The 26,493-nt window shown below is 65.7% G+C and carries 27 protein-coding genes and 1 pseudogene; 15 read left to right on the top strand and 13 right to left on the bottom strand.

The genetic code is table 11. The annotated features are described in order from the left end of the window. Nucleotides 1-38: 38 nt before the first annotated feature. Nucleotides 39-1,700 carry an acetate--CoA ligase gene (locus EKH81_RS09840; RefSeq protein ID WP_132058370.1) on the top strand — a complete coding sequence of 554 codons (1,662 nt, stop codon included), beginning with the start codon at nt 39-41 and terminating at the stop codon, nt 1,698-1,700. A gap of 128 nt (nt 1,701-1,828) precedes the next feature. On the opposite strand, the gene yciH is transcribed toward EKH81_RS09840, so the two are convergent. After that, nucleotides 1,829-2,128, bottom strand: a complete 300-nt coding sequence (yciH, locus tag EKH81_RS09835; protein ID WP_132058369.1) for a stress response translation initiation inhibitor YciH — start codon at nt 2,126-2,128, stop codon at nt 1,829-1,831. Between the two features lie 106 nt (nt 2,129-2,234). Here yciH and EKH81_RS09830 point away from each other — a divergent pair, with 106 nt between their 5' ends. From EKH81_RS09830 to EKH81_RS09805, 6 genes are all read left to right on the top strand, one after another. Beyond that, nucleotides 2,235-3,626 carry a cytochrome P450 gene (locus tag EKH81_RS09830; protein WP_132058368.1) on the top strand — a complete coding sequence of 464 codons (1,392 nt, stop codon included), beginning with the start codon at nt 2,235-2,237 and terminating at the stop codon, nt 3,624-3,626. Nucleotides 3,627-3,698: 72 nt separating this feature from the next. Beyond that, complete coding sequence (locus EKH81_RS09825) at nt 3,699-4,655, top strand: NADPH:quinone reductase (RefSeq protein ID WP_132058367.1); 957 nt, start codon at nt 3,699-3,701, stop codon at nt 4,653-4,655. Between the two features lie 77 nt (nt 4,656-4,732). Beyond that, nucleotides 4,733-5,443 (top strand): SDR family oxidoreductase, encoded by a 711-nt coding sequence (locus EKH81_RS09820; RefSeq protein WP_132058366.1) that lies wholly within the window; start codon nt 4,733-4,735, stop codon nt 5,441-5,443. A gap of 96 nt (nt 5,444-5,539) precedes the next feature. Then, nucleotides 5,540-6,652, top strand: coding sequence for a branched-chain amino acid ABC transporter permease (locus tag EKH81_RS09815; RefSeq protein WP_132058551.1), 1,113 nt, complete (start codon nt 5,540-5,542; stop codon nt 6,650-6,652). Next, nucleotides 6,649-7,971, top strand: a complete 1,323-nt coding sequence (locus EKH81_RS09810; protein WP_132058365.1) for a branched-chain amino acid ABC transporter permease — start codon at nt 6,649-6,651, stop codon at nt 7,969-7,971. The genes EKH81_RS09815 and EKH81_RS09810 overlap by 4 nt, the downstream gene beginning before the upstream one ends. Beyond that, nucleotides 7,968-8,801 carry an ABC transporter ATP-binding protein gene (locus EKH81_RS09805; protein ID WP_132058364.1) on the top strand — a complete coding sequence of 278 codons (834 nt, stop codon included), beginning with the start codon at nt 7,968-7,970 and terminating at the stop codon, nt 8,799-8,801. The genes EKH81_RS09810 and EKH81_RS09805 overlap by 4 nt, the downstream gene beginning before the upstream one ends. A 114-nt stretch (nt 8,802-8,915) precedes the next feature. Here EKH81_RS09805 and EKH81_RS09800 read toward each other — a convergent pair whose 3' ends face one another. The 3 genes from EKH81_RS09800 to EKH81_RS09790 form a co-directional block, all read right to left on the bottom strand. After that, nucleotides 8,916-9,209, bottom strand: coding sequence for a DUF7344 domain-containing protein (locus EKH81_RS09800; protein WP_132058363.1), 294 nt, complete (start codon nt 9,207-9,209; stop codon nt 8,916-8,918). Nucleotides 9,210-9,445: 236 nt separating this feature from the next. Further along, nucleotides 9,446-9,955, bottom strand: a complete 510-nt coding sequence (locus EKH81_RS09795) for an Lrp/AsnC family transcriptional regulator (RefSeq protein ID WP_132058362.1) — start codon at nt 9,953-9,955, stop codon at nt 9,446-9,448. Nucleotides 9,956-10,131: 176 nt separating this feature from the next. Continuing rightward, on the bottom strand, nt 10,132-11,427 hold the full coding sequence (locus EKH81_RS09790) for an ABC transporter substrate-binding protein (RefSeq protein WP_132058361.1): 1,296 nt from the start codon (nt 11,425-11,427) through the stop codon (nt 10,132-10,134). Between the two features lie 362 nt (nt 11,428-11,789). Here EKH81_RS09790 and EKH81_RS09785 point away from each other — a divergent pair, with 362 nt between their 5' ends. The 4 genes and pseudogenes from EKH81_RS09785 to EKH81_RS09770 all read left to right on the top strand — a co-directional run. Further along, nucleotides 11,790-13,133 carry a sodium-dependent transporter gene (locus EKH81_RS09785; protein ID WP_132058360.1) on the top strand — a complete coding sequence of 448 codons (1,344 nt, stop codon included), beginning with the start codon at nt 11,790-11,792 and terminating at the stop codon, nt 13,131-13,133. Nucleotides 13,134-13,272: 139 nt separating this feature from the next. Further along, nucleotides 13,273-14,607, top strand: coding sequence for a sodium-dependent transporter (locus EKH81_RS09780; protein WP_132058359.1), 1,335 nt, complete (start codon nt 13,273-13,275; stop codon nt 14,605-14,607). 173 nt (nt 14,608-14,780) lie between these two features. After that, entirely contained in the window at nt 14,781-16,325 is a 1,545-nt protein-coding gene (locus EKH81_RS09775; RefSeq protein ID WP_132058549.1) for an acyl-CoA carboxylase subunit beta, read from the top strand. Nucleotides 16,326-16,347: 22 nt separating this feature from the next. Beyond that, nucleotides 16,348-16,587, top strand: a pseudogene (locus EKH81_RS09770) (hypothetical protein); the annotation flags it as partial. Nucleotides 16,588-16,591: 4 nt separating this feature from the next. Here the strand turns inward: EKH81_RS09770 and EKH81_RS09765 are convergent. After that, the gene (locus EKH81_RS09765) at nt 16,592-18,046 is read right to left on the bottom strand and encodes a cytochrome P450 (RefSeq protein WP_132058358.1); all 1,455 of its coding nucleotides are present in this window, start codon (nt 18,044-18,046) and stop codon (nt 16,592-16,594) included. Nucleotides 18,047-18,177: 131 nt separating this feature from the next. After that, on the bottom strand, nt 18,178-18,354 hold the full coding sequence (locus tag EKH81_RS19325; RefSeq protein WP_202935106.1) for a hypothetical protein: 177 nt from the start codon (nt 18,352-18,354) through the stop codon (nt 18,178-18,180). 4 nt (nt 18,355-18,358) lie between these two features. Here EKH81_RS19325 and EKH81_RS09760 point away from each other — a divergent pair, with 4 nt between their 5' ends. The 3 genes from EKH81_RS09760 (at nt 18,359) to EKH81_RS09750 (ending at nt 20,073) form a co-directional block, all read left to right on the top strand. Beyond that, complete coding sequence (locus tag EKH81_RS09760; protein ID WP_202935105.1) at nt 18,359-18,793, top strand: helix-turn-helix domain-containing protein; 435 nt, start codon at nt 18,359-18,361, stop codon at nt 18,791-18,793. Between the two features lie 162 nt (nt 18,794-18,955). Then, nucleotides 18,956-19,516 (top strand): NUDIX domain-containing protein, encoded by a 561-nt coding sequence (locus EKH81_RS09755; RefSeq protein ID WP_132058357.1) that lies wholly within the window; start codon nt 18,956-18,958, stop codon nt 19,514-19,516. Between the two features lie 236 nt (nt 19,517-19,752). Then, entirely contained in the window at nt 19,753-20,073 is a 321-nt protein-coding gene (locus EKH81_RS09750; protein WP_132058356.1) for a HalOD1 output domain-containing protein, read from the top strand. Nucleotides 20,074-20,082: 9 nt separating this feature from the next. Here the strand turns inward: EKH81_RS09750 and EKH81_RS09745 are convergent, their stop codons facing one another. The 4 genes from EKH81_RS09745 to pyrB form a co-directional block, all read right to left on the bottom strand. Beyond that, the gene (locus EKH81_RS09745) at nt 20,083-20,904 is read right to left on the bottom strand and encodes a hypothetical protein (RefSeq protein ID WP_132058355.1); all 822 of its coding nucleotides are present in this window, start codon (nt 20,902-20,904) and stop codon (nt 20,083-20,085) included. Nucleotides 20,905-20,943: 39 nt separating this feature from the next. Beyond that, the gene (locus EKH81_RS09740; protein ID WP_132058354.1) at nt 20,944-21,714 is read right to left on the bottom strand and encodes a hypothetical protein; all 771 of its coding nucleotides are present in this window, start codon (nt 21,712-21,714) and stop codon (nt 20,944-20,946) included. 107 nt (nt 21,715-21,821) lie between these two features. Beyond that, nucleotides 21,822-22,283 (bottom strand): aspartate carbamoyltransferase regulatory subunit, encoded by a 462-nt coding sequence (pyrI, locus tag EKH81_RS09735; protein ID WP_132058353.1) that lies wholly within the window; start codon nt 22,281-22,283, stop codon nt 21,822-21,824. Then, on the bottom strand, nt 22,280-23,194 hold the full coding sequence (pyrB, locus tag EKH81_RS09730) for an aspartate carbamoyltransferase (RefSeq protein ID WP_132058352.1): 915 nt from the start codon (nt 23,192-23,194) through the stop codon (nt 22,280-22,282). The genes pyrI and pyrB overlap by 4 nt, the downstream gene beginning before the upstream one ends. Before the next feature lie 257 nt (nt 23,195-23,451). Here pyrB and cutA point away from each other — a divergent pair, with 257 nt between their 5' ends. Further along, the gene (gene cutA / locus EKH81_RS09725) at nt 23,452-23,754 is read left to right on the top strand and encodes a divalent-cation tolerance protein CutA (protein ID WP_132058351.1); all 303 of its coding nucleotides are present in this window, start codon (nt 23,452-23,454) and stop codon (nt 23,752-23,754) included. 251 nt (nt 23,755-24,005) lie between these two features. Here cutA and EKH81_RS09720 read toward each other — a convergent pair whose 3' ends face one another. The 3 genes from EKH81_RS09720 to EKH81_RS09710 form a co-directional block, all read right to left on the bottom strand. Further along, nucleotides 24,006-24,680, bottom strand: coding sequence for an HAD-IIB family hydrolase (locus EKH81_RS09720; protein ID WP_132058350.1), 675 nt, complete (start codon nt 24,678-24,680; stop codon nt 24,006-24,008). An 80-nt stretch (nt 24,681-24,760) separates the two neighbouring features. Further along, complete coding sequence (locus EKH81_RS09715) at nt 24,761-25,156, bottom strand: ArsR/SmtB family transcription factor (protein WP_132058349.1); 396 nt, start codon at nt 25,154-25,156, stop codon at nt 24,761-24,763. Between the two features lie 129 nt (nt 25,157-25,285). Continuing rightward, nucleotides 25,286-26,461, bottom strand: coding sequence for a Cdc6/Cdc18 family protein (locus EKH81_RS09710; protein WP_132058348.1), 1,176 nt, complete (start codon nt 26,459-26,461; stop codon nt 25,286-25,288). Nucleotides 26,462-26,493: the final 32 nt, after the last annotated feature.

Raw genomic sequence — 26,493 nt, 5'->3', positions numbered from 1 at the left:
GCGATAAATCCAAATAATCGCCCGTTGATATCTACGGTATGTCGCTCGATTACGAGCGCGAACTGGCGGATTTCGAGTGGATGATTCCCGACGAGTACAATCTCCCGGCGGTCGTCGCCGACCACGCCGAAGCGTTCGGCGACCGACTCGCGGTTCGGTACCGCGACGAGGACGGCGGCGAAGCAGAGCGAACGTACCACGACGTAGACGCCGACGCGAACCGGTTTGCGAACGCGCTGGCCGACCTCGGCGTGGGGAAGGGCGACCGTGTGATGCACCTGTTCCCGCGCCACCCCGACGCGTTCGCGGTGCAGGTGGGCGCGCTCGCTCGCGGGGCGCTCCTCGTCCCCTGCTCGGCCATGCTCAAGCCGAAGGACATCGCGTTCCGCGCGAACGACTGCGGGGCCGAAACCGTGGTGTGTCACGCCGACCTGACCGAGATGGTCGAACCCGTTTTCGACGAGACGCCAATCGAGCGCGTGGTCGTCCTCGACGGGGAAGACGCCGACTCCGAGGAAGACAGCGCCCACGCCGACGACGAGGGGTGGCACGTCTTCGCGGACCTGCTCGACGCCCACGACGCCGACCACGACGGCCCGGACCTCGGGGCCGACGACCCGATGTCGATTAACTACACGAGCGGGACCACCGGCCAGCCCAAGCCCGTCCTCCACCGCCACCGCTGGGTCCGGTGTTTCGAACTCGTCAACGGCCCGTACTGGTGGGGCGTCGAGCAGGGCGACGACTTTTCGGACGAACTCCTCTGGGCGACCACCGGGACGGGGTGGGCAAAGTGGTTCTGGAGTCCGGTCGGGGTCGCGCTCACCACCGGTGCGCCCCAGTTCGTCTACGAAGGGGAGTTCGACGCCGGGACGTTCCTCGACATCATGGCCGAGGAGGAGGTCACGCGGCTCTGTGCGGTGCCGACCCAGTACCGGATGTTCGCCCAGCGCGACGACCTCGCCGACTACGACCTCGCGCTCGAAGAGGCCGTCTCGGCTGGCGAACCACTCAACCGCGAGCCGATTCAGGCGTTCGAGGGGTCATTCGGCGTCACGCCCCGCGACGGCTACGGCCAGACCGAGACGGTCGCGCTCGTCACCAACTACCCCGGAATCGACGTGAAGCCCGGAAGCATGGGCAAGCCCGCGCCCGGCATGGGGACGACCATCATCGACACCCAAGACGAGCAGGAGGTCGAACCGGGCGAAATCGGGGAAATCGCGGTCCCCATCGACTGTCCCGGCATCTTCGACGGCTACTACGAGAAGCCGAATCTAGACGAACAGACCTTCCACGGCGACTACTACCGGACGGGCGACCTCGCCTCGCGCGACGACGACGGCTACTTCTTCTTCGAGGGGCGGGCCGACGACATCATCATCTCGGCGGGCTACCGCATCGGCCCGTTCGAGGTTGAGGACGCCCTCATCGGCCACGAGGCGGTTGCCGAGGCCGCGGCAGTCGCCAGCCCCCACGACGAGCGCGGCAACGTTGTCAAGACCTACGTCGTCCTCGCCGACGGCCGCGAGGGAAGCGACGACCTCGCGGCGGAGCTACAGGCGTACATGAAATCCGAGACGGCCCCCTACAAGTATCCGCGCAGAATCGAGTTCGTGGATGAGCTCCCGAAAACGTCGAGCGGGAAGATTCGCCGGATAGAGCTTCGAGAGCGCGAAGAACAGATGTTCGGGGCGTAGCGATTGCACGGTCCGTCTACGCGTGAGCGGTCGCGCCGTCCGTCTCCGCACGAGCGGTCTTGCCGCCGTCTACACCGATGAGCGGTGGGGGGGGGGGGGGGCGGGGCCCCCCCCCCCCCCCCCACCGCTCACTCCACGGCGAACCCCTCTTCGCGCAGCATCTCGGGCACGCGATTCGCGTGGTCGCCCTGCAACTCGATTCGGCCGTCGTCCACCGTCCCGCCGGTGGCGAGTTTGCGCTTCAACTCCGAGGAGAGTTCCTTCAGGTCCACCCCCGAGGGGTCGAACCCCTCGACGATGGTGACCGCCTTGCCGTAGGTGCGCTTCTCGACCCGGACCGTGAGGCGTTGTTCGGCCCGGCCGAGGTCGTCGTCGATACCCAGTTCGTCCGGAAGCCCCGAGACGGAGCTGATGTCGTCGTCCCCCATACTCCGTAGTGAGTCGCGCGCACACATGACTCGTTCGGGCGGTCGGGTTCGGGACGTGTTCGGACGGGACGCGGGTTTCTTGATGATACGGTTCGTAGCACGACACATGACTCCTCCGAGCGAGCGCGGCGCTGACCCGCCCGGTCCCGACGGCCTCCCGGTCGTCGGCAGTCTCCCCGCGTACGCGAGCGACCCGTTCGCGTTCGAGCGCGACGCGGTCGCCGAGTACGGCGACGTGGTCCGGTGGCGGGTCCCCGGCGGGTGGATGTACCACCTCGCCCACCCCGACCACATCGAGCGCGTCCTCGTCCAGAACAACGAGAACTACGTCAAGGGCGAGGCGTTTCAGGAGACGCTCGGCCCGGTGACCGGCAACGGCATCCTCAACAGCGAGGGCGAGTTCTGGCGGCGACAGCGCCACCTCATCCAGCCAGCGTTCGGTCCCGACCGCATCTCGACATACGCCGGGATGATGACCGACGCGACCGAGCGCCGAATCGAGCCGTGGAGCCACGGCGACCGCCGGAACGTCCACGCCGAGATGAGCGCGCTCACCCTCGAAATCGTGGGGCGGACGCTGTTCGGCGTGGACGTGAGCGGGACGGCCTCGCGCGTCGGCGACGCGCTCGACGTGGTGATGGCGGCCTCGGAGTTCTCGCTGACCGACGTGCTTCCGGTGTGGGTGCCGACGCCCCAGCGCCGACGCTTCGAGCGCGCAGTCGAGGACCTCGAATCGGTGGTCGAGCGAATCGTGGCCGAGCGCCGCGAGAACCCGACCGACGACGACGTGGTGTCGATGCTGCTGGCCGCCCGGGACGAATCTGGCGAGGGGATGACCGACGAACAGATTCACGACGAAGTGATGACACTCCTGCTCGCGGGCCACGAGACCACCGCGCTCGCGCTCACGTTCACCTTCTTCCTGCTCGCCCAGCATCCCGAAGTCGAGCGCGAACTGGTCGCCGAACTCCGCGAGGAGGTCGGCGACCGCACCCCCACGTTCGCGGACCTGCCCGACCTCCCGTTTCTCGACCGAGTCGTCACCGAGTCGATGCGACTCTACCCGCCGGTCCCCGGAATCATCCGCGAACCGGTCGCAGACGACCGAATGGGCGAGTACCGGATTCCCGCGGGCGTCACGGTGTCGATGAGCCAGCACGTCGTCCACCGCGACCCGCGGTGGTACGACGACCCGATGGCGTTCCGGCCGGAACGGTGGACCGACGACCTCCGAGACTCCCTGCCTCGGCTCGCGTACTTCCCGTTCTCCGCGGGGCCGCGCCGGTGTATCGGCGACCGGTTCGCGCTGCTGGAGGCCAAACTCGTGCTGGCGACGATTCTCCCGCGATTCCACCTCGAACTCGTGTCGTCGCCGAGCCTCGACCTCCGGCCGAGCATCACCGCCCGCCCCCGGAATCCGGTCGAGATGCGGATTCACGACCGCGAGGAGCGTTCGTCGCCGACCGCGAACGCGGTCGGCGACTCCGTGGCGGAGTGATTGCGAAAACGGTCCGAGCGTTCCGTTCCGGTTTCCGCCCACTTTATGCGCCGTCCCGGTATACCTCGCGCCATGCGCGCAGTTCGCTACCACGAGCACGGCGGTCCCGAGACGCTCCAAATCGACGACATCGACGAACCGGCTCCCGACGCGGGCGAGATTCGAATCGAGGTCCGGGCCGCGGGCGTCAATCCGGTGGACACCTACTTCCGAGAGGGGAGCTATCCGCCGCCGGAACTCCCGATGATTCCGGGGTCGGACGTCGCGGGCATCGTGGACGCGGTGGGCGAGGGCGTCGAGAAATTCGCGCAAGGCGACCGAGTGTTCGCGACCGGCCTCGGCAACGACCGACAGGGGACCTACGCCGAGTACGCCGTCGCGCCGACGGACCGGGTTGCACATCTCCCCGAGAACGCGACCTTCGAGGAGGGCGCGGCGGTCGCGCTCGTGGGCGTGACCGCGTGGCGCGCGCTCGTGGACCACGCCGCGCTCGAACCCGCCGAGACGTGTCTGGTCCACGGCGGGAGCGGCGGTGTGGGCCACATCGCGGTCCAAATCGCGGAAGCCGCTGGCGCGCGAGTCATCACCACCGCCGACCCGGAGTACCACGACGACCTCGCGGAGTTGGGAGCCGACGCGCCCCTCGATTACGGCCGGGACGACCTCGCGGACGCGGTCGTGGCGGCGGGTCGCCCGGACGCGATTCTCGACCACCGACTCGACGACTACCTCGACTTCGACGCCGAGGTCGGGACGCAGGGCGTGCGAGTCGTCGGCATCGGAAACACCCAACCCGAAGCCGGATTCGACAACATCGCGGCGGCCCGCGGAACGGAGATGCGCTTGCAGTTGATGAGCATGTTCAACACGCCGGAGATGGCCGCGGTGCTGGAGAAGTTGGCGCGACTGCTGGACGACGGCGACCTCCGTCCCGAAATCGCCCGGCGCTACGACTTGGCGGAGGCGGCCGACGCACAGCGCGCGGTGCTCGACGACAGCTTCCTCGGAAAGCTGATTCTCGAACTCTGAGACGCCAGCGGCATCGTCCGGACGGTCGGGCGCGATACGCCCCCGAATTTTATGGTCGAATCGCGCGTGCGTGAGATATGAACGTCACCTTCGACTTCACCGATTCGGTCGCACTCGTCACGGGCGCGAGCGGCGCGCTCGGAAGCGCGGTCTGCGAGGCATTCGCCGACGCGGGCGCGACCGTCGCGGCCGCCGACGTGGTCGAACCCGACGACGATGACGCCCTGCTCGACGCCGACGAGGGGATTCACTTCTATCAGGGCGACTTCACCGACGAGGCCGATGTCGAGCGCGTCGTCTCCGAAATCGTCTCCGACCACGGGCGTCTCGACTACCTCGCCAACGTCGCGGGGACGTGGAAGGGCGGAACTCCAATCGAGAAGACTGAGGTGGACACCTTCGACTTCCTGTTCGACGTGAACCTCAAGACGATGTTTCTGGCGAGCAAGCACGCCCTGCCCCACCTCCGCGAGGAGTCGGGAGCAATCGTCTCCGTATCGGCCCGGTCGTCGCTCGAAGGCGGCGAGGGCGACGGCCCCTACCGCGCGTCGAAGGCCGGAGTCCGCCTGCTGACCGAGACGCTCGCCGAGGAGAACTCCGGGGAGGTCCGGGCGAACGCGGTGATGCCGAGCGTCATCGACACGCCCGCGAACCGCGAGATGATGCCGGACTCCGACCACGACAAGTGGGTCGAACCGAGCGAAATCGCGGCCGTGATTCTGTTCCTCTGCTCGGATGCCGCCGGAGTGACGAGCGGCGCTGCAGTCCCGGTGTACGGCGAGGCGTGAACGATTCTCGTCCGGTGCGTTCCTCTCCCGGAGATGACTGTATCCGATAGGTATTGGTGTTTGTACACAATTAGCATAGGTATGGGGGGTCCGCTTATGGCGGCCATCGGGGAATCGTATTCGCGGGGTCGGACCGTCGTCGAGGAGCGACCGTTCGAAGTGCTAGTCGGACTCGCCGGTCTGCTCCTCCTGTTCGACTTGGTGAGCGGGATGGCGACCGGACGGTACAGCGTCTCGCGCATCGGGCGATTCGTCTGGGACGGGCTGATGTACGGCCTAATCATCGGACTGGCGGGCATCGGTCTGTCGCTGACCTACGGTATCCTCCAGTTCGCCAACTTCGCTCACGGGGATTACATCACCTCGGGCGCGTTCATGGGGTGGGGAATCACCTACGTCATCGCTGGCTGGGGGTCCGCGAACTTCGGCCACCTCCTGCTCGTCGCTCCGCAGGGAAACGTGACCGGCGGCCTGCTCGAAATCGGCATCACGAGCACGCCGTTCGCGGTTCTCGTCGGTTTGGTCGCGGCCGGACTCGCGACGATTCTCTTGGTGCTACTGCTCGACCGAATCGTGTACCGCCCGATGCGCGACGCCGGGGGCATCCCGTTGTTAATCGCCAGTATCGGGGTCGCGTTCGCGCTCCGATACCTCGTCGTCCTCGTCTACTCCGCGCGGACCCGCGGGACGACGCTCCGACAGCCCGGAACCGCGATACCACTCGTGGACGGGTCGCTGTTGGTGGACGCCCACGACGCGACGTTGCTCGTCGCCACCGTGGCGCTGATGGTCGGGGTCCACCTGCTCTTGCAGCGGACGAAACTCGGGAAGGCGATGCGCGCGATGTCGGACAACCGCGACCTCGCGCTCATCACGGGCATCCCGACCGAGCGGGTCATCCGGTGGACGTGGATTATCGGCGGCGGGCTATCCGGAATGGCGGGCTACCTGATGGTGCTCTGGACGGGCACCATCGACTTCCAGTTCGGGTGGCTCCTCCTCCTGCTCATCTTCGCGGCGGTCATCCTCGGCGGCATCGGGTCGGTGTACGGCGCTATCTTCGGTGGTCTGGTCATCGGCATCGCGATGCGACTCTCGCTGGTCTGGCTTCCGACGGGTGACTTCGACCTCGTGGCCGCGTTCGGCATCATGATTCTCGTCTTGCTGCTCAAACCGCAGGGGCTGTTCGCCGGGAGGACGACAGCATGACCGAGCGCCCCGACCTCCGAACGCTCGCGAGCGACCTTCTGGCGGCCGATGCGGCGAAAATCGCGGGGCTCATGCTCGCTATCTACGTCACCTACATCCTCGTCGGCGTGATTCTCGGCTATTCGCCCGGTGGGATGGTGAACACGCTTCGCCGACTCACCTTTCTCGTCGCCATCTACTCGATGGTCGCGCTCGCGCTCAATCTCCACTGGGGGTACACCGGCCTGTTCAACATCGGCGTCGCCGGGTTCATGGCGGTTGGACTGTACACGATGGCGATGCTGGCAAAGCCCGCGGTTCCGACCGGCGGTGCCCAGTACGCGGGTCTCGGACTCCCGATACCGATAGCCATCCTCGGCGGTGTCGTCGCCGCGGCGCTCGCTGGCTTCGTGGTCGCGCTCCCGGCGCTCCGACTCCGGGCGGACTACTTCGCCATCGTCACCATCGCGTTCGCCGAAATCGTTCGCCTGCTCTACACCGCGGCCCCGTTTCAGGAGTTCACCATCTTCGGCTACACGACCGGAACCGGGGGCGGCCGGGGACTGCTGTTCAATTTCCGCGACCCGATGGTGGGACTCTACGAACTCCCGATTTTCGAGGGGGCGACGGCGTTCGTGAATCGGTTCATCGAGTTCAGCCCGTCACAGGCCCAAGCGGTCCTCTACACCGCGGTCCTCGTGGTCGTGCTCGCCGCCTACTACCTCCTGTTGAAGCGGACCGGCGAGTCGCCGTTCGGACGGGTCCTCAAGGCGATTCGCGAGGACGAGGAGGCGACCAACGCGCTCGGGAAGAACACGAGCGCGTTCAAAATCAAGTCCTTCATGCTCGGGTGTGCGCTGATGGGGTTGGCGGGCATCCTCTGGCAGTTCCGCCGCGCGGGCATCACGCCGAGCGCATTCCGCCCGCACGTCACGTTCTACATCTGGATTGCGCTCATCATCGGCGGCGCGGGGTCGAACACCGGGAGCATCCTCGGTGCGGGCATCTTCACCGCCGGACTGTTCGAGGGTCCCCAGTACCTTCGGCGAGTCATCGGAAGCCAGATTTCGGTCGGCCAGCCGCCCGGCACGTTCGCCGACGCGGTCGGACCGATGTTCGCACTCAACTTCCAGCCCATCGTCGCGTACCTGTTCAACAACATGCTGACGCTCCAGTTCGTCTTCATGGGTGTGGTCCTCGTCTGGCTGATGCAGAACCGACCCGAGGGACTGCTCGGCCATCGGACCGAGACCGCGGCCGCCGTCCCGCTCAGGAGGCGCTCCGACGAGACAGCAGAGGCGCTCGCCCGCGAGGAGACCGAGGAGGCGAGCGACCGATGAGCGAGACGCTCGCCCACGAGGACGAGTCGAGCGCCGAATCGGAACGAACCGGGGAGGGCGTCGAGGCGGTACTCCGGGTCGAGGACCTCCACAAGAACTTCGGCGGAATCACCGCGGTCGATGGCGCGACGTTCGGCGTCGAGCGAGGTTCGATGACCGGACTCATCGGTCCGAACGGCGCGGGCAAATCGACAGTGTTCAACCTCGTCACGGGTATCGAGGACCCCGACGCGGGCACCGTGCGGTTTCAGGGCGAGGACATCACCGGTCTACGACCGTACCAAGTCGCCAACCGAGGTCTCGTCCGGACGTTTCAAATCGTGCGCGAACTGCCGAATCTGACCGTGTTCGAGAATCTGATGCTCCCGGCGAAAGCCCAGGGCGGCGAGGCGCTCTGGCGGTCGGTGCTCCCCGGATTCAGACGCCGGGTGGTGGACGAAGAGCGCGCGCTCCGGGACCGCGTCTGGGAGGTTCTCGAATTCTTCGAGATAGCGCATCTCGCCGAGGAGAAGGCCAGCAATCTCTCGGGCGGCCAGCGAAAGCTCCTCGAACTGTCGCGGGCACTGATGCTCGACCCGACGATGCTCATGCTCGACGAACCGTTCGCGGGGGTCAACCCCACGCTCCAGAAGAAGCTTCTCGAACGCGTCGAGGAACTCAACGACGAGGGGCGGACGTTCCTCGTCGTCGAACACGACATGGACCTCATCATGAACCACTGCGAACACATCATCGTGATGTATCAGGGTCGGGTGCTCACGGAGGGAACCCCCGCCGACATCAAGGCCGACGAGGAGGTCATCGAAGCGTATCTCGGGAGCGAGATATAGAGTCGGGCGGCTCTGTGCTGGCACAGAATAGGGTTTCGACGGACTCGGACGTGCGTTCGGGCGTGTACAACTGCGACTGTTCGGTCGAATCAGACGTTCGACTCCTGTCGGCACTCAGCGCTCCGTGTGGTCGTGTATGCACCCAAGCAAGGGGCGAATGTCGTCGAATTGTGGCCCCTTGACGATTTCGTGCGAGTCCCTATCCCACCCAATGAAGCCGTACTCTTCGAGTTTGGGGAGGTGTTGATGGTACATCGCGGTCTGGAACTGCCGGTCGGCATCCGCAGGCGCTACCTCCCCACCCGCAGGGATTGGTTTGGTGACCGTCTGGGGATTGTGTTCGAGGAGCGCGAGCAACAGCTCTCGGCGGTGTTCGTTCCGTAGCGCATCGAAGGATTTGTCGTTCATACTGTGTCTCCGAAGATGTGCCCCTGAAGGACAGCCGATACCTTCGGCGGTCACGTCCTCTCGTAGTAGTTGGCGCAAAGCACGGATAACGGTATTGTGAACACAAATGGGTATATTATGGATTCCGCAGAAAACTGGTGTGGGACCTGTGCATTTCAGATTGTGAAATGAGTGATTCCGAATATAGCCGTCGTATTCTGCGGAATCTCGCAATCAGTTGGCGCTCACCCCGTCGGTCATCGTTCGCCTTCAGAATCGTCGCCGCGCGCGCTCATATCATCCGTTCCTTGCAGGAAGAAGTGGTTGAACGGCTGGACGTGCCGCCGACGCATCATCTCCGAACTCTCGATTTCAGCGCCGATGTCGTGGATAGCGTCAGTGATTCTTGTGATATCGCGCGTACTCGTCCCGACCACATCGACGTGGATGTTCCGACGACCGGTGAGCATCTCTCGAACGTCAATCACGCCTTGAATCCCCCGGACCTGCTCGGAGTAGTCGGTCAGTTCGGTCGGCGGCACAGTCACGACGAAGGACACTTGCAAGGGGAGGTTGGCCGCTTCGTAGTCGATTTCCGGATGGTACCCTTGGATTATCCCGTCGGTTTCGAGAGTGTCGATACGGTTGCGGACGGTACTGGCCGAGACCCCGACCTGGTCGGCAATCTCTTGGGCGGTCGTGTTTCGGGCGTCTGTCTGAAGCAGATAGAGGATGCTTCGGTCCACGTCATCGAGGTCGCGTCCCATACAGAGTCGTCGGGGTCGAAACCCAAAGCACTTGTTCACCGTAAGACACCGTTCCGCGTCGCTGCTTCGTCCGATGCATATCCGGTCCGAATCCGTTGGTGGTCGGTCTGTATTCGGGTGCTTCTGCCCGAAAGTGGACCGCCACGAGAGTTTCGACGAGGCCGGTCAGGTCGGCCTCACGGAGCCAGCGCGGATTCGAGCTGCGCAGTGTACGACCCCTGACCGATTTCGAACGACACCTCCCGCAACACCTCGCCGCCCTGGTCGCTCTGGAACGACTCGACGAACTGATTCGAAAGCTGTTGGCCGTAGTCGTTGTTGACGTAGAGCGTCGAGGCGGTCTGCGCGCCGAGGCGCTCGGCGGCGACCTGTGCCATCACCTGCCCCTGCAGCAGGTCGCTCGGCGCGGTCCGGAAGAAGTAGTCGTCGTCCTCGATTTCCGAGAGGCTGAGTGCGGTGCTCGCTGGCGAACACTGGACGACGCCAGCCGACGAGGTCACGTCCACGAGCGGAACCGAGTTCCCGGAGGACGCCGCGCCGACGATAGCCGGGTAGCCCGCGTTCACGAGCGCTTCGCCCGAACTCAGCGTGGCTTCGCGGTCGGTCTGCGTGTCCTCGACGGTCAAGTCCACGCTCAGGTCGAGGTCGGAGTCGTTAATCTGTTGGGCCGGAAGCTGTCCGGCCTGAATCATCGGCGTCCCCACCGAACCGAGGTCGCCCGTCCGGGGCAGGAGTATCGCGACTCTGACCTCGCGGCCGAGACCGCCGGGACTCTCGTCGGCCATCTCCCCGCCGGGTCCCTCGCCCTCGAACTCGATTGTATCGATGACCTCGACGTTGCCGTCGGAGAACTGCCAAACGTCGTACGCCGTGTCTGCAGGGTCGCCCACGTCGTCGAAGTTCACGCTGCTCGACGCGCCCTGATAGTTGATTTCCTCGCTGTTGGCGACCGCTTCGGCGGCCTCGACGAATTCGCCCGGCCCGTACTCCTCGCCCTCCGGATTGGCGACCCGACGCATCTGACCGCGGATGGCCTCGCCGTCGTTCTCGCCGGCCGCGACGTTCGCGAGGATGCAGACCGCCACCGCGTCGTAGGTGTGGGAATTGAACACCCCCGGCGTCTGGTCGTACTGGTCCTCGAACAGTTGATTGAACGCGTCCTCGTTGGGTCCCTCGGACCCCGGCGCGGTGCCCCGGACCTCCTGCAAGGGGTCGCCTACCTCGCCGGGGAGCGAGGAGTCCTGAAGCCCGTCCGGGACGATGATGTCGTGGGTCGGCTGGAAGTTGCCGTAGTAGTCCCGGAAGATTTGAATTCCGCTCTCCGGATACCCGATGATGTTGAGCAGGTCCGGACCTTGCTGTGTCGCACCGCGCGCTCCGGTATCGCGTTCGACCCATCCGGTGAGACCTCCGAGAGCCCCGAGCGCGCCGATTCGTCGCAGTGCTTCGCGTCTGTTGACAGTTCCCGCCATACGACGAGCCACCACTTCGGAGCCGATAAATACCGACATACGTTCACATGACTCACTCCCCGGCGTTCGCGGTGGAACGGACCGTAATCGCTCGTTTCGCTCGACGCGGACGTCACCGACGCTGACTCCGGGACCCCTGTAGTCGGTCCGATTTATCGGTCGTTTCCGCGACGTAACGACCCGTGTGTGAGCGCGATGCCGGTCGGCGCGGGTCCGAGTCGAGTCGCCCGGACCGACGGGAGTGACTGTTCGTCGATTCGAATCCGTAATAGTGTACATATTCAAAATATTTCGGGCGAAATTGCACTACAGCGGTCGAATCGTGGTATTTATCCGCGGCAGTTCGCAAGCCACCGTCACGCATGTCACAACGAGAGACGTGGGCGACGAGGGCCGGATTCATCCTCGCGGCCGTCGGAAGCGCAGTGGGACTGGGGAACATCTGGCAGTTCCCGTTCAAAACCGCGACCAACGGGGGCGCGGCGTTCGTGTTCGTCTACCTGCTCGCGGCGGTCCTTATCGGCCTGCCCGCGATTCTGGGCGAGTTCGTCATCGGTCGCCGGTCGAAACTCAACGCCATCGAGGCGTTCGGTCGGCTGAAACGCCCCGAGTGGACCATCGTGGGTGCGCTCGGTCTGTTCACCGGGATGTGGATTCTGTCGTACTACAGCGTGGTCGGCGGGTGGGTCGTCCGGTACATCTTCGGAAGCGCGACCGGCGCGTACTTCGGGAGTCCGGGCGAGTACTTCGCCGCGGTCTCGATGGGACCGGACGCGATTGCGCTCCACGGCCTGTTCATGCTGTTCACCGCGTCCATCGTGGCGTTCGGCATCGAGGACGGCATCGAGAAGGCGACCAAACTCATGGTGCCGAGCATCGTCGTCATCCTCCTCGCGCTCGCAATCTACGCCGCCACCCTGCCGGGCGCGGCCGACGCCTACGCGTACTACCTCAACCCCGACTTCGAGTACCTGTTCGCCAATCTGGGCGACGTGGTTCCGTTCGCGGTGAGCCAAGCGTTCTTCTCGCTCTCGCTCGGGATGGGCGCGATGATTACCTACGCGTCGTACATCGACGGCGACGAGAGCCTCCCGGCCGACGGCGCGACCATCGTCGTGCTGAACACGCTTGTCGGCCTGCTCGCCGGGTTCGTCGTGCTTCCGCTCCTGTTCGCCCAGCAGGGCGGGGTCTCCGAGACCGCCGCTGGCGGCGGGCCGGGCGCGCTGTTCGTCGCGGTCGCGGGGGCGTTCGCCGACCTCGGGATGGCGGGTCGAGCGGCCGGTGTCCTGTTCTTCGGCGTCGTCCTCATCGCGGCGCTGTCGTCGGCCATCAGCCTGCTCGAAGTCGTCACGTCCTACGTCGTGGACAAGTACGGCTTCGACCGGAAGACGACCGCGTTCGGGTTCGCCGGGGCGCTGTTCGTCGTCGGCACGCTCCCGGCCGGAGACACCGCGTGGCTCGGGTGGTTCGACACGGTGGCGTACAAGTTCCTGCTCCCGGTGTCGGTCCTGCTCGGCGTCTTCTTCGTCGGGTGGGTCCTCGGCCCGGTCGCGCTCGACGAACTCCGAAACGGGACCGGCGGCCTCGCGTCGGTCGGCCCGGCGTGGCTCTGGATGGTCCGGACGTTCGTGCTGGTCGCGGTGCTCGCCACCCTCCTGCTCGGAGTGAACACCCTCTACGAGATGCCGCCGATTCCGTCGGTCTAAGAATCGACGCCGCCGACTAATTTTCCGTCTCGTCAGAGAGTCCATAATGGTCTTTCAGTCGATTTACGTCGTGATTGTAGCCGATTGACGGTTCCTCGGTTCGAAACCCTCTTACGCCGGGATTGGCGAGTGGTTTCCAATGACACGCGAATCGTGGCACACCCGCGTCGGCTTCATCCTCGCGGCGGTCGGGAGCGCGGTCGGACTGGGCAACATCTGGCGCTTCCCGTGGATGACCGCCGAGAACGGCGGGAGCGCGTTTCTGGTGGTGTATCTCGCAATCATCCTGCTGGTCGGGGTTCCGGGACTCCTCGCGGAGTTCGTCATCGGGCGGCGCTCGCAGCGAAACCCCGCTGGCGCGCTCTATCGGCTGTCCGGGTCGAAGTCGTGGGGCGCGGTCGGCCTGTTCGGCGTTGTGACCGGAATCGTCCTGCTGTCGTTCTACAGCGTCGTCGGCGGGTGGATTCTCCGGTACTTCCTCGCGAGCTTCACCGGGTCGTACTTCGGGTCGCCCGGCGCGTACTTCGAAGCTATCGACTTCGGCGCTTCCGCAGTCGGATACCACGTCGCGTTCCTCGGCCTGACCGCGCTCATCGTCCTCGGCGGGGTCCGAGACGGTATCGAGAAGGCGACGAAGGTGATGATGCCAGCAATCGTCGTCCTGCTCGTCGCGCTCGCGGCGTGGGCGGTCTCGCAACCGGGCGCGGGCGCGGGCCTGTCGTTCTACCTCGACTTCGATGCCGCGTACCTGCAGGACAACTTCGCCGACGTGGTGGGCGCGGCCGCGGGACAGGCGCTCTTCACGCTCTCGCTGGGCGTCGGAACGATGATTACCTACGCCTCCTACCTCGGCGACGACCACGACCTCGCGTTCGACGGGGCCGCCATCGCCGTGCTGAACACCGGCGTCGGCGTCCTCGCGGGCTTGGTCGTCTTCCCGCTCCTGTTCGCGACGTTCGGCGAACTCACCGGCCCGGCGGCGGGCGGCGGTCCCGGCGCGCTGTTCGTGAGCATCGCGGGCGCGTTCTCGCAGGTCCCGTTCGGCGAGGTCCTCGCGGTCCTCTTCTTCGGCGTCATCGCGCTCGCGGCGCTGTCGTCGTCGATTAGCATGCTCGAAATTCCGGTCGCATACCTCGTGGACGAACACGGTGCATCTCGACGGAGTGCGACCCTCGGACTCGCGGGTCTCGTCCTGCTGACCGGGAGCGTGAACGCGCTGAATCCCGGCCTGTTCACCTTCGTCTCCGGCCCGCTCGTGGACCTGATGCTGACGGCCGGGCTCGCCGGGTTCCTCGTGTTCGTCGGGTGGGTCCTCGGCAGGGACGCGCTCGCGGAGTTCGACTCCGGCGCGGGACGGGCCACGAAGTCGCTCGGCCCGGCGTGGCTCTGGAGCGTGCGGACGATTCTGCCGCTGTTCTTACTCGCCACGCTCGCGCTGAATCTGCTCGCGCTCGCGGGCGTGTCGGTGTTCTGAGCCGACGGTGTTCCGAGGTAGCAGTATCTCGGAGCGGTCGCCTCCGGCGACCGCTCCTCGCAAAAACGGTCGAAATTCGACGCGCGTCGAACTTCATTTTAGGAAATTTTTTCCGCCTCGTGGCCCTCTACTCGTTCAATGAGTAGCCATCGGAGGGACGGACGACCATGACGATGGAGGACAAAGTAGACGAACTCCGGAAACTCCGCGAGGAGGCGCTGAAGGGCGGCGGGGAAGACCGCATCGAGTCCCAGCACGACAAGGGCAAGATGACCGCGCGCGAGCGCATCGACTACTTCCTCGACGACGACACCTTCAACGAGTTCGACCAACTCCGGACTCACCGGAGCCACAACTTCGGGATGGAGGAAAAGCAAATCAAGGGCGACGGCGTGGTGACGGGCTACGGCGAGGTCAACGGCCGGAAGACGTTCGTGTTCGCCCACGACTTCACCGTCTTCGGCGGGTCGCTCGGCGAGGTGTTCGCCGAGAAAGTCTGTAAGGTGATGGACAAGGCAATGGAGGTCGGCGCACCGGTCATCGGCCTGAACGACTCAGCGGGAGCCAGAATTCAGGAGGGCGTCTCGTCGCTCGCGGGCTACGCCGAAATCTTCCGCAGAAATACGGAAGCCTCCGGAGTTATCCCCCAGATTTCGGCCATCATGGGTCCGTGCGCGGGCGGTGCTGTTTACTCGCCCGCCATCACGGACTTCATCTTCATGGTGAACGACACCAGCCACATGTTCATCACCGGCCCGGACGTCATCGAGACGGTGACGGGCGAGCAGGTGTCGTTCGAGGAACTGGGCGGCGCGAAGACCCACGAGTCCACGAGCGGAGTCGCCCACTTCTCGGAGGCCGACGAGAAGGAGGCGCTGGACGACATCCGCCGCCTGCTGTCGTACGTCCCGCAGAACAACGTCGAGGATCCGCCCCGCGTCGAACCGTGGGACGACCCCGAGCGACGCGACGAGGAACTGAAATCCGTGGTTCCCGACCAGCCGAAAAAGCCCTACGACATGACTCGGGTCATCGGCGGTGTCGCGGACGAAGATTCGTTCTTCGAGGTCCAAGAGGGCTACGCCAAGAACATCGTCATCGGCTTCGCGCGACTCGACGGGCGCTCTATCGGCGTCGTGGCGAACCAACCCCGAGTCAATGCCGGGACGCTCGACATCGAGGCCTCCGAGAAGGCCGCCCGGTTCGTGCGGTTCTGCGACTCGTTCAACGTCCCCATTCTGACCTTCGTAGACGTGCCCGGCTTCATGCCCGGCACCGACCAGGAACACGGCGGCATCATCCGACACGGCGCGAAGCTTCTGTACGCCTACTCGGAGGCCACGGTGCCCCTGCTCACGGTCATCACCCGGAAGGCCTACGGCGGAGCCTACGACGTGATGGCATCCAAGCACATCGGCGCGGACGTGAACTACGCGTGGCCGACCGCCGAAATCGCGGTGATGGGACCGAAGGGCGCGGTCAACATCCTCTACAGCGACGAACTCGCGGCGGCCGACGACACCGAGGCCCGCCGCGAGGAACTCATCGACGAGTACCGCGAGGAGTTCGCCAACCCCTACACCGCCGCGGACCGCGGTTTCGTGGACGACGTGCTCGAACCCCAGAACACCCGCCCGCGACTCATCGACGACCTCGAAATGCTCGCGAGCAAGCGCGACGAACAGCCGGACAAGAAGCATGGCAACATCCCGCTCTGAGCCGATGGCCGACCCGAATATTCGGATTCCCGACGACGCCACCGACGAGGAGGCCGCCGCCATCGCGGCCGCAATCGGCGCACACCTGAGAGCGCAGGAGGCCGCCGCGGCCGCCGCAGAGAGCGACCGCGAAGAATCGTGGGGCGGCAAGCGGTGGTCGTTCGCGGGGCGACTCCGGGGTTTGCAGGGGCGGGCGGGGCGGGTGCCCGCGGACGCGCCCACGGACGCGTGGACCGCGTCGGGCCGAACCGACCGGTTCTGACCGGCTACGCCCCCTTCTTCGACACTCGTACTTTCACCGGTCCAGGGTCCAGCGTCAGCCCCATCGAGGGGTTCAGCGCTTCGGTGACTCGTTCGAACGCGACTCGTTGGGCGAGCGTCGCCAGCACCAATTGAAGTTCCATCATCGCGAATCGCATGCCGATGCAGTGACGCGGCCCGCCGCCGAACGGGAAGTATGCGTATTCGGGGCGGTCGCTCTCGTTGCTTCCTCGAACCTCGGCGTCCCACCGCTCGGGCCGGAACGCTTCAGGGTCGTCCCACCAGCGCTGGTCGCGCTGAACGTTGTAGGTTGCAAGCTGAAGCGTCGTGTCCGCTGGGATTCGATAGCCGTCAAGAACGGTATCCTCCCTCGGCTGGCGATAGAGCGAGTAGACCGGCGGGTACAGGCGCAGCGCTTCGCGAATCACCTGCTCAGTGTAGTCGAGCGACGACACGTCTCGGAAGGTCGGGTCCCGACTGCCCAGCACCGCGTCGAGTTCGGCGTTGAGGCGCTCGCGCACATCCGGATGTCCCACGAGAAGCCAGCACGTGTAGGTCAGCGCGGTCGAAGTCGTCTCGTGGCCCGCAAAGAGGAAGGTCACGAGTTGGTCGCGAACCGCCTCGGGGTCCATGCCGGTCTCGTCGGCGTCCGTAGCGGCGACGAGCAACGAGAGTAAGTCGTCGCGGTCGGCGCCCGCTCGGGGTTCGTCATCGGGTGCAGCGTCTGTCGCGTTGGGTGCGACATCGTCGCGGCGTTCCGCTATCAACGCGTCTACGAGGTCGCCGAGGTCGGCCATCGCTCGCTCGTACCGGCGCTCGGTCCTCGTCGGAACCCAGTTCGGAAGGAACGAGAGCAGGCCGAATCGGTCCATCACGGTGCCGAGCGCTCGGGTGGCTTCGCGGACGACGACACCGCGCTCGGCGTCGAAGTCGAGGTCGAACAGCGCTCGCGTCAGAATTCGAAGCGTCAGCGTGGCGAAGGCGTCACTGAGTTCGACCACTTCGCCGTCGGCCCAGTTGTCGGCCATCGCGGCGGTTCCGGTGACCATCTCGTCGGCGTAGCTCTCTATGCGCTCGGGAGTGAACGCCGACTGGAGCGCGGTCCGTTGGCGTCGCCAGCGCTCGCCCTCCGTGAACGCGACCCCCTCCGGTGCGATGAGGTCGCCGAACGCCATCTCGAACTCGCCCTTCTCGAACGCGTCGTTGTTCGAGACCAGCACCGTCTCGACCACCTGGGGGTCGAAGACGGCGACGATATCCCGACCGAAGGCGCTGTAGGAGACGAGGTCGCCGTGTGATGCGATGGAATCGCTGAACCCGACTCCGTCGCGTCCGACCGCGATGGTCGAACCGACGACCGGGAGTCCGGACGGGCCGGGCGGGAAGTCGGCTACCGTTCCGTCGTCGGTTTGTTCGCTTGGCCGTGCGCTCTCACCGTCAGCGCGGTCGAGTAGTGTCATCGAATGAACGTTGGGGCGGGTGCCGCCTCCCCGTTGCCGCGAAGCACTGAGGCTTTTTATATATCGAGTCACCTCGTTGACGCGTGAAATCTCTCGACGTGACCATCCGGCTTCCGCCGGAAATGCGACTGTCAGTCCCCAAGGGCGTCGCGCCCGGCGACGACTTCGAGCGTGAAGAACTTCTGTCGTGGCACACTCACGAGGAGGAAGGCGTCGATTATTTCCTCTCGCTGGTCGTCGGCGATATCGACGCAGTCCGGGAGGCTATCGGCGCTGTTGACGCGGTTCGTTCGTTCGTTCGACCTCACGCCGGTGGACGACCACACCTTCTACGCCTACGTCACTATGGAACTTCGCCCCGAGGACCGGGCGTGGCGCGAGGCGATGGCCGGGCGGCGAATCGTCCTCGTCCCGCCGATGGTGTTCGGGCCGGACGGAGCTATCGCGCTGACGGTTCTCGGGGACCCTGAGGAACTTCGGCGGGTCGTCGCGGACTTCCCGAGTGCGGTCGAAGTCGAGGTTGACCGCGTGGGCGAACACCGACATCTCGCGGGGTCGCTCGCCGGCCGGTTGACGATGCGGCAGTTCGAGGCTATCGAGGTAGCCCGCAACCTCGGGTATTACCACGTGCCGCGCGAGGCCGAACTGGCGGACGTGGCTGCCGAACTCGACTGCACCGAGAGTACGGCGTCGGCGTTGCTCCGGAAGGCAGAGCGGGCGCTCGTGGACGCGGCGCTCGTCAGATGAGCTGCCCGAGTAAAACCCCGACAGCGATGGCCGAACTCGATTAGTGCGACCGAAGGCTTATTCGGACGGCCGGACAAACCCTCGGATTATGAGTACCCCTCCCACGCATCTGCTGTCCGCTCTCCAATCGCTTCCGGCCGACCCGCCCGCGACTCCGGGGCGATGACGACGCTCGACGACCTCTGGTACCTCGCCACGCGGGCCGAACAGCAGGCCGAGCAGACGTATCACAGTCTCGTCGAGGGGCACGCCGACTTCCTCGAACGAAATCACAGACACCGAGTTTCCCGGCGGCGGTTCCGGACGCTCGCCGACCGAATCAGCGAGACGGGCGCGCCGTTCGGCGCGCACTCGGTGGTGTACCGCGACTCGGGCGAACTCCTGTTGGTCTGGCACGAGGGCGTCGAGATGTGGGTCGTCCCCGGCGGCGGGATTCGGTCGGGCGAGTCGTTCCGCGAGGCCGCCGAGCGCGAACTCCGCGAGGAAGCCGGCATCGAGGCGACGTACGACGGACTCGCGATGTCGATTCGGGTCGCGGTCGAGTGCGACGACTACTCGACGTGGGGGGTCCTGCCGCTGTTCGAGGCGCGGGCCGAGACGACCGCGACCACCGTCGCGGACCCGGACGGCGAAATCACCGACGCGCAGTGGTTCGACGACCTCCCCGAGAACACCCGCGACCGCGAGGACCTGCGGGCGTGGCGCGAGCGGGCGTTCGACTGACTCCCGCTCGAAATCGCAACGAAGGTCGGGTTTTATCTACGCGCCGGACGTACAATCAATGTCAACGCGCGGTATCGACTTCCTCGCTCGGGCGGGGAAATACTCCTCGCCCGAGCGGTGAAATTCGCCGGACGACTCTGGACGAGGCCCCAATCGGGTCGCCGACCCGATTGGGGCCTCTCGTCCGGTCGTGGTCCTCGTCCAGTGCGGCGGTCGATACCGACCGACAGATACCAATGGATGACACGACACGGTTGCCGGACGGTCTGGAACTCGAACACGACGACGCGGCGGGCGTCTATCGCGCCCAGTACGATTGGGACGCCGACGAGGCGCTGAGTATCGTGGTCGTGGCCGCAGTCGGCACCATCACGAAAACCAACGCGCTCGACCTCCCGCAGTTGCGCGAGTCGGTGGACCCCGACGCGCTCGACGACATCTTCGCGCCGACGTCCACCGGACACCCGCGCCGAGCGGGGTCGGTGGAGTTCCCGTTCGCCGAGCATCGAATCGCCGTGAGCGCGACCGGCGAAATCGAGATTCGCCCGCCGGAGTAGCCCCGCGACTCACCCGTGAGAGACGCCGTCCCGCGCCTCGGCCTCGAAGCGCCGGAGCGCGGCGCGGGCGTTGCTCGCGTCGTAGCCGAAGAACACGTCGTCGGCGTAGGCATCGGCGACTTCGGTCGCCTGAATCAGCGAGTCGATGTCCACGTCTACCGCGTAGAGTTCGATGCTGAACGGCACGTCGAGCGCGTCTTCGAAGCCGCTTGCGATGACTTCGAGCCAGTAGGTGGTCAAGTACGCCATGTCGTACAGCGGGACCACGAACTCGTCCACGTACTCGGCGAGGGCGTCGAGGTCGAGACCGGCACGCTCGGAGAGGTGGCCCGGATACGGGTCGGGGTAGAGCGTGAGATACGTCTTGCCCGGAATCCGGTCGGCGGCGTCGGCGACGAACTCGGTGATGACGCTCGCGCGCCACTCGAAGCGGTCGTCGTACTCGCTCTCTTCGAACTGCTCGTTGCACCGGTCGCAGTAGCAGTACTCCGCGCGCGGGAACCCGATGTCGTCGAGTCGCACGTCGGGGTTCACTTCGGCGCAGTCGGCGACGATTTCGAGGACGCCCTCGCGGTAGTCCTCGCGGGTCGGACAGACGTACGCCCAGTCGAAGTACGGTCGGTCGCGGGTGGCGCGCTCGCCGTCTTCGGAGAGTGGGGCGAGTTCGGGGCTGGCATCGACCGCGGCGTTGTCGCCGAAACACGACACCATGTTCACACCGGACTCGACCGGTTCGGCGGCCCGGCCGGTCACGTCCTTGACCTCGTAGAAGCCCAAATCGAACTCCGACCACTCCAACTCCTCCTCGTTTCGAGTGACGACGCCGAACATACCGTCCGGTTCGGGAGCGACCGGGGTAAGTCGTTCGCTCTATCTGTTGTCGGACTCGCGCTTTTCGGGTCCGGAGTCGTCCCCGGCGTCTCCGTCTATCGACTCGACCGACCAGTCGTTCGCGGTCCCGTTTCTGACGAGCGCCTCGCGGACGGCCCCGTTCTCTATCGTGATGTCGGGGTCGTTCTCGGCCGCGACGGGTGAGAACTCGGCCGCGTCGTCGGCTTCTACGCCGAACGCGGCGTTGTCTCCCATGATGCCCGCCTCGACTTCGAGCGTGTCGATGACGACGCCCGAGACGGTCTGATTTCTGGTCACGTGGCGTTCGAGGGTTCGGTCCCGAACGTCGGGGTCGATGAAGTCGCCGCCCGGCACGTCGAGTATCGATTTGTTCCGAATCACGAGCGTCTGGGCGGTCACGTTCCGGAGTCGTCCCCTGTCGATGACGAACTCGCCGACAGTGACGTTCCGGAGCGTCACGTTCTCTTTCGTCCCGTCGGGCGTCGTGGCGTTCCGGATGCGGACCTCACGGACCGTCGCGTTCCGAACCGTCGAATTTCGGAGGAGCCACGTATCGACGGTGACGTTCCTGAGCGACACCTCGTACTGGGCCGCTCGGTCGTCTACCGCTTCGTCCGAATCGGTCTCGTCCGCGCTTGCGCCCATTCGGTCCGCGCCCGTCCCGTCCGCGCCCACTGCCGTCTCGCCATCGACCGCGCGCTCGGTCGGAGCGCCGCCAGCGACCGGCCCGACGCCAGCCAGCAGGACCACTACGGAGAGACCGAGCGCGACCGCGCTTCGTGTACTCATTCTCGGGTCGTATGCAGAGCCGAGAGATAAACGAAACCGACCGTTCTGACCGTTTTCGCGGGTAACGCGCGGTTTCCAGACGATTACTTGCCACTTATACGACGGCGCTACTCGACCGCGATGTGGGCCGCGATGCTGTCGCGGAGTATCGTCTCGCAGTACTCACACCTGACGCCGTCGTCTAACACCTCGAACTTGGTCTCGACCGGTTCGTCGGCGTTCGTGATGCAGTTGTGGTTCGGACACGACAGGACGCCGACGACGCGGTCGGGGCGTTCGAGATGCTGTTTCTCGGCGACCTCGTACTCGCGGATGATGTTGATGGTCGCCTCGGGCGCGACGAGCGAGAGCACGTCCACCTCGTCCTGACTGAGTTCCTTGCCCTCGACCTTCACGATGTCCTTGTGGTGCATCCGGTCGCTCGGGACGTTGATGCCGACGCTGACCGTCTCGCCGCCGGTCCCGTCGATGCCGAGGATGGCGAGGACGTTGAGCGCCTGCCCGGCGCGGATGTGGTCGATGACGGTGCCGTTTCGAATCTTGCTGACGCGGAGTTCGTGGTCGCTCATTGTTGTCCCTCCATCATCAAATCCAGCAGGGCCATCCGAACCGGCACCCCGTTGTGGGCCTGTTCGAAGTACGCGGCGTACTCGGTGTCGTCCACTTCCGAGGCGATTTCGTCCACGCGCGGAAGCGGGTGCATCACGGTCAGGTCGTCGCTCGCGTCCTCCAGCGTTTCGAGGTCGATGCCGTACTCGCCCGCGATGGCGTGGTACTCGTTCTCGTCGGGGAACCGCTCGCGCTGAATCCGGGTCACGTACAGCACGTCGAGTTCGGGCAGCACGTCGTCGAGGTCGGTGTGTTCCCGGACGTTCGCGCCCGACTCGTGGAGGTCGTAGCGAACGCTCCGCGGGAGTTTCAGGCTCTCGGGACTCACGAAGTGCTGGCGGGCGTCGAAGTTGGTGAGGGCGTGGGCGAGCGAGTGGACCGTCCGGCCGTACTTCAGGTCGCCCATGATGCCTATCGTGAGGTCGTCGAGTCCGGCGTTCTCCCGAATCGTGTAGAGGTCGAGCAGGGTCTGAGTCGGGTGGTGGCCCGCGCCGTCCCCGGCGTTGAGCAGGGGAACGTCCACGAAGTCGCCGACCATCTTGGCCGCGCCCTCGCTCGGGTGGCGCAACACGAGCGCGTCGGCGTACCCCGCGACGACGCGCGCGGTGTCGGCCAGACTTTCGCCCTTCTTGACCGACGACGACTCGACGGTTCCCATGTCCACGCTGTCGCCGCCGAGGCGCTTGATGGCGGTTTCGAAGCTCATCTTGGTGCGCGTACTCGGCTCGTAAAAACAGAGTCCGAGCACCGTGTCGGCGTGGCGGTCCCCGAACGCGGCCGGGTCGGCGTCGATTTCGGCCGCGCGGTCGAGGACCTCCTCGATGTCCTCGCGCGAGAGTTGTTTTGCAGTTATGAGGTGGTCGTGCCGCATTGGTAGAGTGGGGTATCGGGTCGGCCTTGAATCTCTCGGAGTGAGTTCGGAATCGCGTTCGTCGTCGGTTTCCGAATGGCTTGCGGCCGGTCGTCCGTCGAGCGTCGATTCCGACACGAACCTTCAAATACCAAGCCGGGACCAACCCTGCACGGACGCTCTGTATCGGTTCCCGCCCGGTCTGTCTGATGGGAACCACCAGTCCGAATAGCCCGCAAGGGCTGAGCCTTACAATCCCCGACACCGGAGTGACGGGTATGCCGACCGCCTACATCACCGCACCGCCGGATGGAGCGGAAGACCTTGCTGAGTTGCTCGTAGAGGAGCGCCTCGCGGCCTGCGTCAACCGATTCCCCTGCACCTCGGTCTACCGGTGGGACGGCGAGGTCCACCGCGACGAGGAGGTGGTCCTGCTGGCGAAGACCACCGAGGAGGCCTACGACCGCCTCGAAGCGCGGGTCGAGGAGAGCCATCCCTACGACGTGCCCTGCGTCGAGCGATTCGAGGAGGATGATGTGCTCGATGCGTTTGGGGAGTGGCGGGAGGACACGGTCGAGTAAGTGACGGGAGTGGCTACTGATTGACCTGATGGAACGGTGAGCGGAGCTAGCTACTCCCGGTACCTATGAGGGCCGCACAGCACCGCGACCGCAGGCCACACACCTCCCCAACCGATTGCGGTCCTCGGTCAGTCGCTCCCTCCGGTCGCTCCTTCCCTGCGGTCCTCATCCCTCGCGCGACTGATGGCGCGACACGAGGTCGCGCCAGCGCGCGCCGGAATAGAAGGACGGTACGCCGAAAAGCGCCGGTATCACCCCCGCCGCCGGAGGTCGTCTAGCACCGCCAGCGTGCCTTCGGAGTACGACTGCTCCAGCACCACGTCGGCGGCGCGCGCGGCCTTCGCATCGGCGTTTGCGACCGCGTACGACTCGCCCGCCACGCCGAAGGTGGACACGTCGTTCTCCGAGTCGCCGATGGCGACGAACTCCTCGGGATCGCGGTCGAGAAGTCGCGCGACCGACTTCAGCCCGCGACCCTTCTCGACGCCGGGCGATTTGACGTGGTAGGCGTAGCCGGTGTCCACGACCTCCAGGCCGTGTTCGGCCGCGATTTCTTCGAGCGGGCCGAGCGGTTGGTCGCGCGCGACCGCGAGTTCGGTCTCGCGCCACCGGTTCGTGAGGTCGGCGGGACCCCATCCGAGGTCGTAGCCCGCTTCGCGGTACGCCTCGGCGACCCGGCGGGCGGCCGCGGCGTCGCCGTTCTTCGTGACCTGCTCGCGCGCGAGGACGATGCCGCCGTTCTCGGCGACGACGTTCTGTTCGAGGTACATGAAGTGACACAGCGCGACCGGGTAGGGAAACGACTTCCCGGTCGCCACGACCACCGGGGCGTCCCACGCGGGAAGCACTTCGAAGAATCGCGGGTCGATGGAGTCGTCGGGAAGCGTCATCGTGCCGTCGATGTCGAGGACGAGCGGCGGAACCATGTCTCACCGAAGGCGAGTCGGGTAGAAAAAGCGGTCGTTCTCGGTGTCGGACGCGGCGGTTCCACTCTCCCGGTCGCAAGTCACTCGGCCACCTCTCGGGTCGCGTCGAGCGCGTCGAGGAGCGCCTCTGCGCGGTCGGTCGTGACGTAGTAGCGCCACTTGCCGTCCTTCGAGCGCGCGAGGAGTCCGGCGTTCGTCAGGTCCGAGAGCGCGTGGCTCAGGGCGCTGTCGCTCACCGCGACGAGCGGCGCGAGTTCGCAGACGCAGAGTTCGCCGTCGGCCGATGAGAGGAGTCGCACGATGCGGTACCGGGTGTCGTTCGCCAGCGCCGAGAGCGCCGCCACGTCCGCCGAGCGGTCGGGAGCCTCCTCGGCGAGCGCGTGGAGTTCGTCCTTGCGGCGTTCCACGTCGGCATCGGAACACTCGCCGAGTTGGTCGTCGAGCAGTCGCCTGAGCCGGTCGTCGGGGTGAGCCATCTCACGACAATTGCACAACTGTTCAGATAATGGTTTCGTCTCGGCATCATCGCCTTTCTCTCCTTCTCTCCCTCGCTCCCTCGCTCCGCCGAAACGAGTCTCGGTCGGCCGAGTCGCAGACGGGGAACGCTACCGATTGAGGTCGTAGAGGCGACGGAACGCGGTCGGAGGGAATCGGAGTTCCACCCTGCTCGGCGGCCGCCCCTTCCCGGTCGCGCTCTCGGACTCGACGCGCTCGACCACCCCGGTTTCTGCCATCTCGTAGAGGTACCGCTTGACGGTTCCCCGCGAGAGGTCCACCGAGGGGTCGGCGCTAATCGCCTCCGTGGTCGCGGCCACGGACGCACACTCGTCGGCGTCGAGGTCGATGAGCTTTCGAAGGACGAACTGTTTGTTCGCGGGAAGCGCCAGCACGCGCCCAAGCGAGACCGACGACCCGGGAAACTCCTCGAATGCGGACGCCACGTCCGACTCGGTCAGGTGGGTTCGATTCGCGGTGGTCGCGCGGTCGGTCGCCACGAACAGCGCCGCCAGCGCGTGGTGTGCGTTCCCGTCGGCCCAGTCGGCAATCCGGCGGGCGAGTTCGTGGTCGAGCGCCTGCTGTGTGAGACCGAGCGAGGCTCTGGTCATCAGCACGTCCACGAGCGTCTCGCGCCGGTAGCGCTCGACTCGAATCGTGTTCGCGGTGTGCTCGGTGAGCGCGACCTCTTCGGGGCGGTTTCGGCCGACCGCGAGCCAGCTCAGATTGCTCGGCAACCCCGCGAACACGTCGAGGAGTTCGGCCGCGCCGATGTCGTCGCTCTCGTAGACGTGGTCCACCGCGACGACGATGCCCGCTCGCGACCCCCCGAGAACGTCGCGGAGGCGCTCGCGTAACTCCTCGGTGCTGACGCCGTGGTCCGGAACCGAATCATCGACGACGGCGTCGAGGAGACCACCATACAGCGCGAACTCGCTCGCGAGTTCGCGCAGGTCGAGGTAGGCAAACGCGGGCGAGACCGGCGTCGAAGCCCGCGTGCTCGTGTGGATGACGGACGAATTTTCGGTCGAGAGTCGGTCGAGGTGCGCGAACAGCGCCGTCACGATTGCGGACTTCCCCGACCCGAACGGGCCGTAGACGTAGGCGTTGGGCGGTAGCTGACCGTCGAACACCGGGTCGAGGTGGTCGAGCAGTCGCTCGAACACGGGTCCCCGGTCGGACGGTTCGGAGACGTGCGAAACGGGCGCGAGCGATTCGTAGTCCTCCACGAGTCGCGGTTCGTCGGTTCTGTGCTGTCGTCGTTTGATTCTCGCGTCGATGTCCATGTCCGTTTGCAGTGAGTGGTGTCGATAATTCG

Source organism: Halorussus amylolyticus, from assembly GCF_004143485.2.
Taxonomy (GTDB): domain Archaea; phylum Halobacteriota; class Halobacteria; order Halobacteriales; family Haladaptataceae; genus Halorussus; species Halorussus amylolyticus.
This window is presented reverse-complemented; position numbering and strand designations above follow the sequence as displayed.

Coding starts and splice junctions, on each gene's coding strand:
- EKH81_RS09840 (WP_132058370.1), top strand. CDS start 39: ATGTCGCTCGATTACGAGCGCGAACTGGCGGATTTCGAGTGGATGATT.
- yciH (WP_132058369.1), bottom strand. CDS start 2,128: ATGGGGGACGACGACATCAGCTCCGTCTCGGGGCTTCCGGACGAACTG.
- EKH81_RS09830 (WP_132058368.1), top strand. CDS start 2,235: ATGACTCCTCCGAGCGAGCGCGGCGCTGACCCGCCCGGTCCCGACGGC.
- EKH81_RS09825 (WP_132058367.1), top strand. CDS start 3,699: ATGCGCGCAGTTCGCTACCACGAGCACGGCGGTCCCGAGACGCTCCAA.
- EKH81_RS09820 (WP_132058366.1), top strand. CDS start 4,733: ATGAACGTCACCTTCGACTTCACCGATTCGGTCGCACTCGTCACGGGC.
- EKH81_RS09815 (WP_132058551.1), top strand. CDS start 5,540: ATGGCGGCCATCGGGGAATCGTATTCGCGGGGTCGGACCGTCGTCGAG.
- EKH81_RS09810 (WP_132058365.1), top strand. CDS start 6,649: ATGACCGAGCGCCCCGACCTCCGAACGCTCGCGAGCGACCTTCTGGCG.
- EKH81_RS09805 (WP_132058364.1), top strand. CDS start 7,968: ATGAGCGAGACGCTCGCCCACGAGGACGAGTCGAGCGCCGAATCGGAA.
- EKH81_RS09800 (WP_132058363.1), bottom strand. CDS start 9,209: ATGAACGACAAATCCTTCGATGCGCTACGGAACGAACACCGCCGAGAG.
- EKH81_RS09795 (WP_132058362.1), bottom strand. CDS start 9,955: ATGGGACGCGACCTCGATGACGTGGACCGAAGCATCCTCTATCTGCTT.
- EKH81_RS09790 (WP_132058361.1), bottom strand. CDS start 11,427: ATGGCGGGAACTGTCAACAGACGCGAAGCACTGCGACGAATCGGCGCG.
- EKH81_RS09785 (WP_132058360.1), top strand. CDS start 11,790: ATGTCACAACGAGAGACGTGGGCGACGAGGGCCGGATTCATCCTCGCG.
- EKH81_RS09780 (WP_132058359.1), top strand. CDS start 13,273: ATGACACGCGAATCGTGGCACACCCGCGTCGGCTTCATCCTCGCGGCG.
- EKH81_RS09775 (WP_132058549.1), top strand. CDS start 14,781: ATGGAGGACAAAGTAGACGAACTCCGGAAACTCCGCGAGGAGGCGCTG.
- EKH81_RS09765 (WP_132058358.1), bottom strand. CDS start 18,046: ATGACACTACTCGACCGCGCTGACGGTGAGAGCGCACGGCCAAGCGAA.
- EKH81_RS09755 (WP_132058357.1), top strand. CDS start 18,956: ATGACGACGCTCGACGACCTCTGGTACCTCGCCACGCGGGCCGAACAG.
- EKH81_RS09750 (WP_132058356.1), top strand. CDS start 19,753: ATGGATGACACGACACGGTTGCCGGACGGTCTGGAACTCGAACACGAC.
- EKH81_RS09745 (WP_132058355.1), bottom strand. CDS start 20,904: ATGTTCGGCGTCGTCACTCGAAACGAGGAGGAGTTGGAGTGGTCGGAG.
- EKH81_RS09740 (WP_132058354.1), bottom strand. CDS start 21,714: ATGAGTACACGAAGCGCGGTCGCGCTCGGTCTCTCCGTAGTGGTCCTG.
- pyrI (WP_132058353.1), bottom strand. CDS start 22,283: ATGAGCGACCACGAACTCCGCGTCAGCAAGATTCGAAACGGCACCGTC.
- pyrB (WP_132058352.1), bottom strand. CDS start 23,194: ATGCGGCACGACCACCTCATAACTGCAAAACAACTCTCGCGCGAGGAC.
- cutA (WP_132058351.1), top strand. CDS start 23,452: ATGCCGACCGCCTACATCACCGCACCGCCGGATGGAGCGGAAGACCTT.
- EKH81_RS09720 (WP_132058350.1), bottom strand. CDS start 24,680: ATGGTTCCGCCGCTCGTCCTCGACATCGACGGCACGATGACGCTTCCC.
- EKH81_RS09715 (WP_132058349.1), bottom strand. CDS start 25,156: ATGGCTCACCCCGACGACCGGCTCAGGCGACTGCTCGACGACCAACTC.
- EKH81_RS09710 (WP_132058348.1), bottom strand. CDS start 26,461: ATGGACATCGACGCGAGAATCAAACGACGACAGCACAGAACCGACGAA.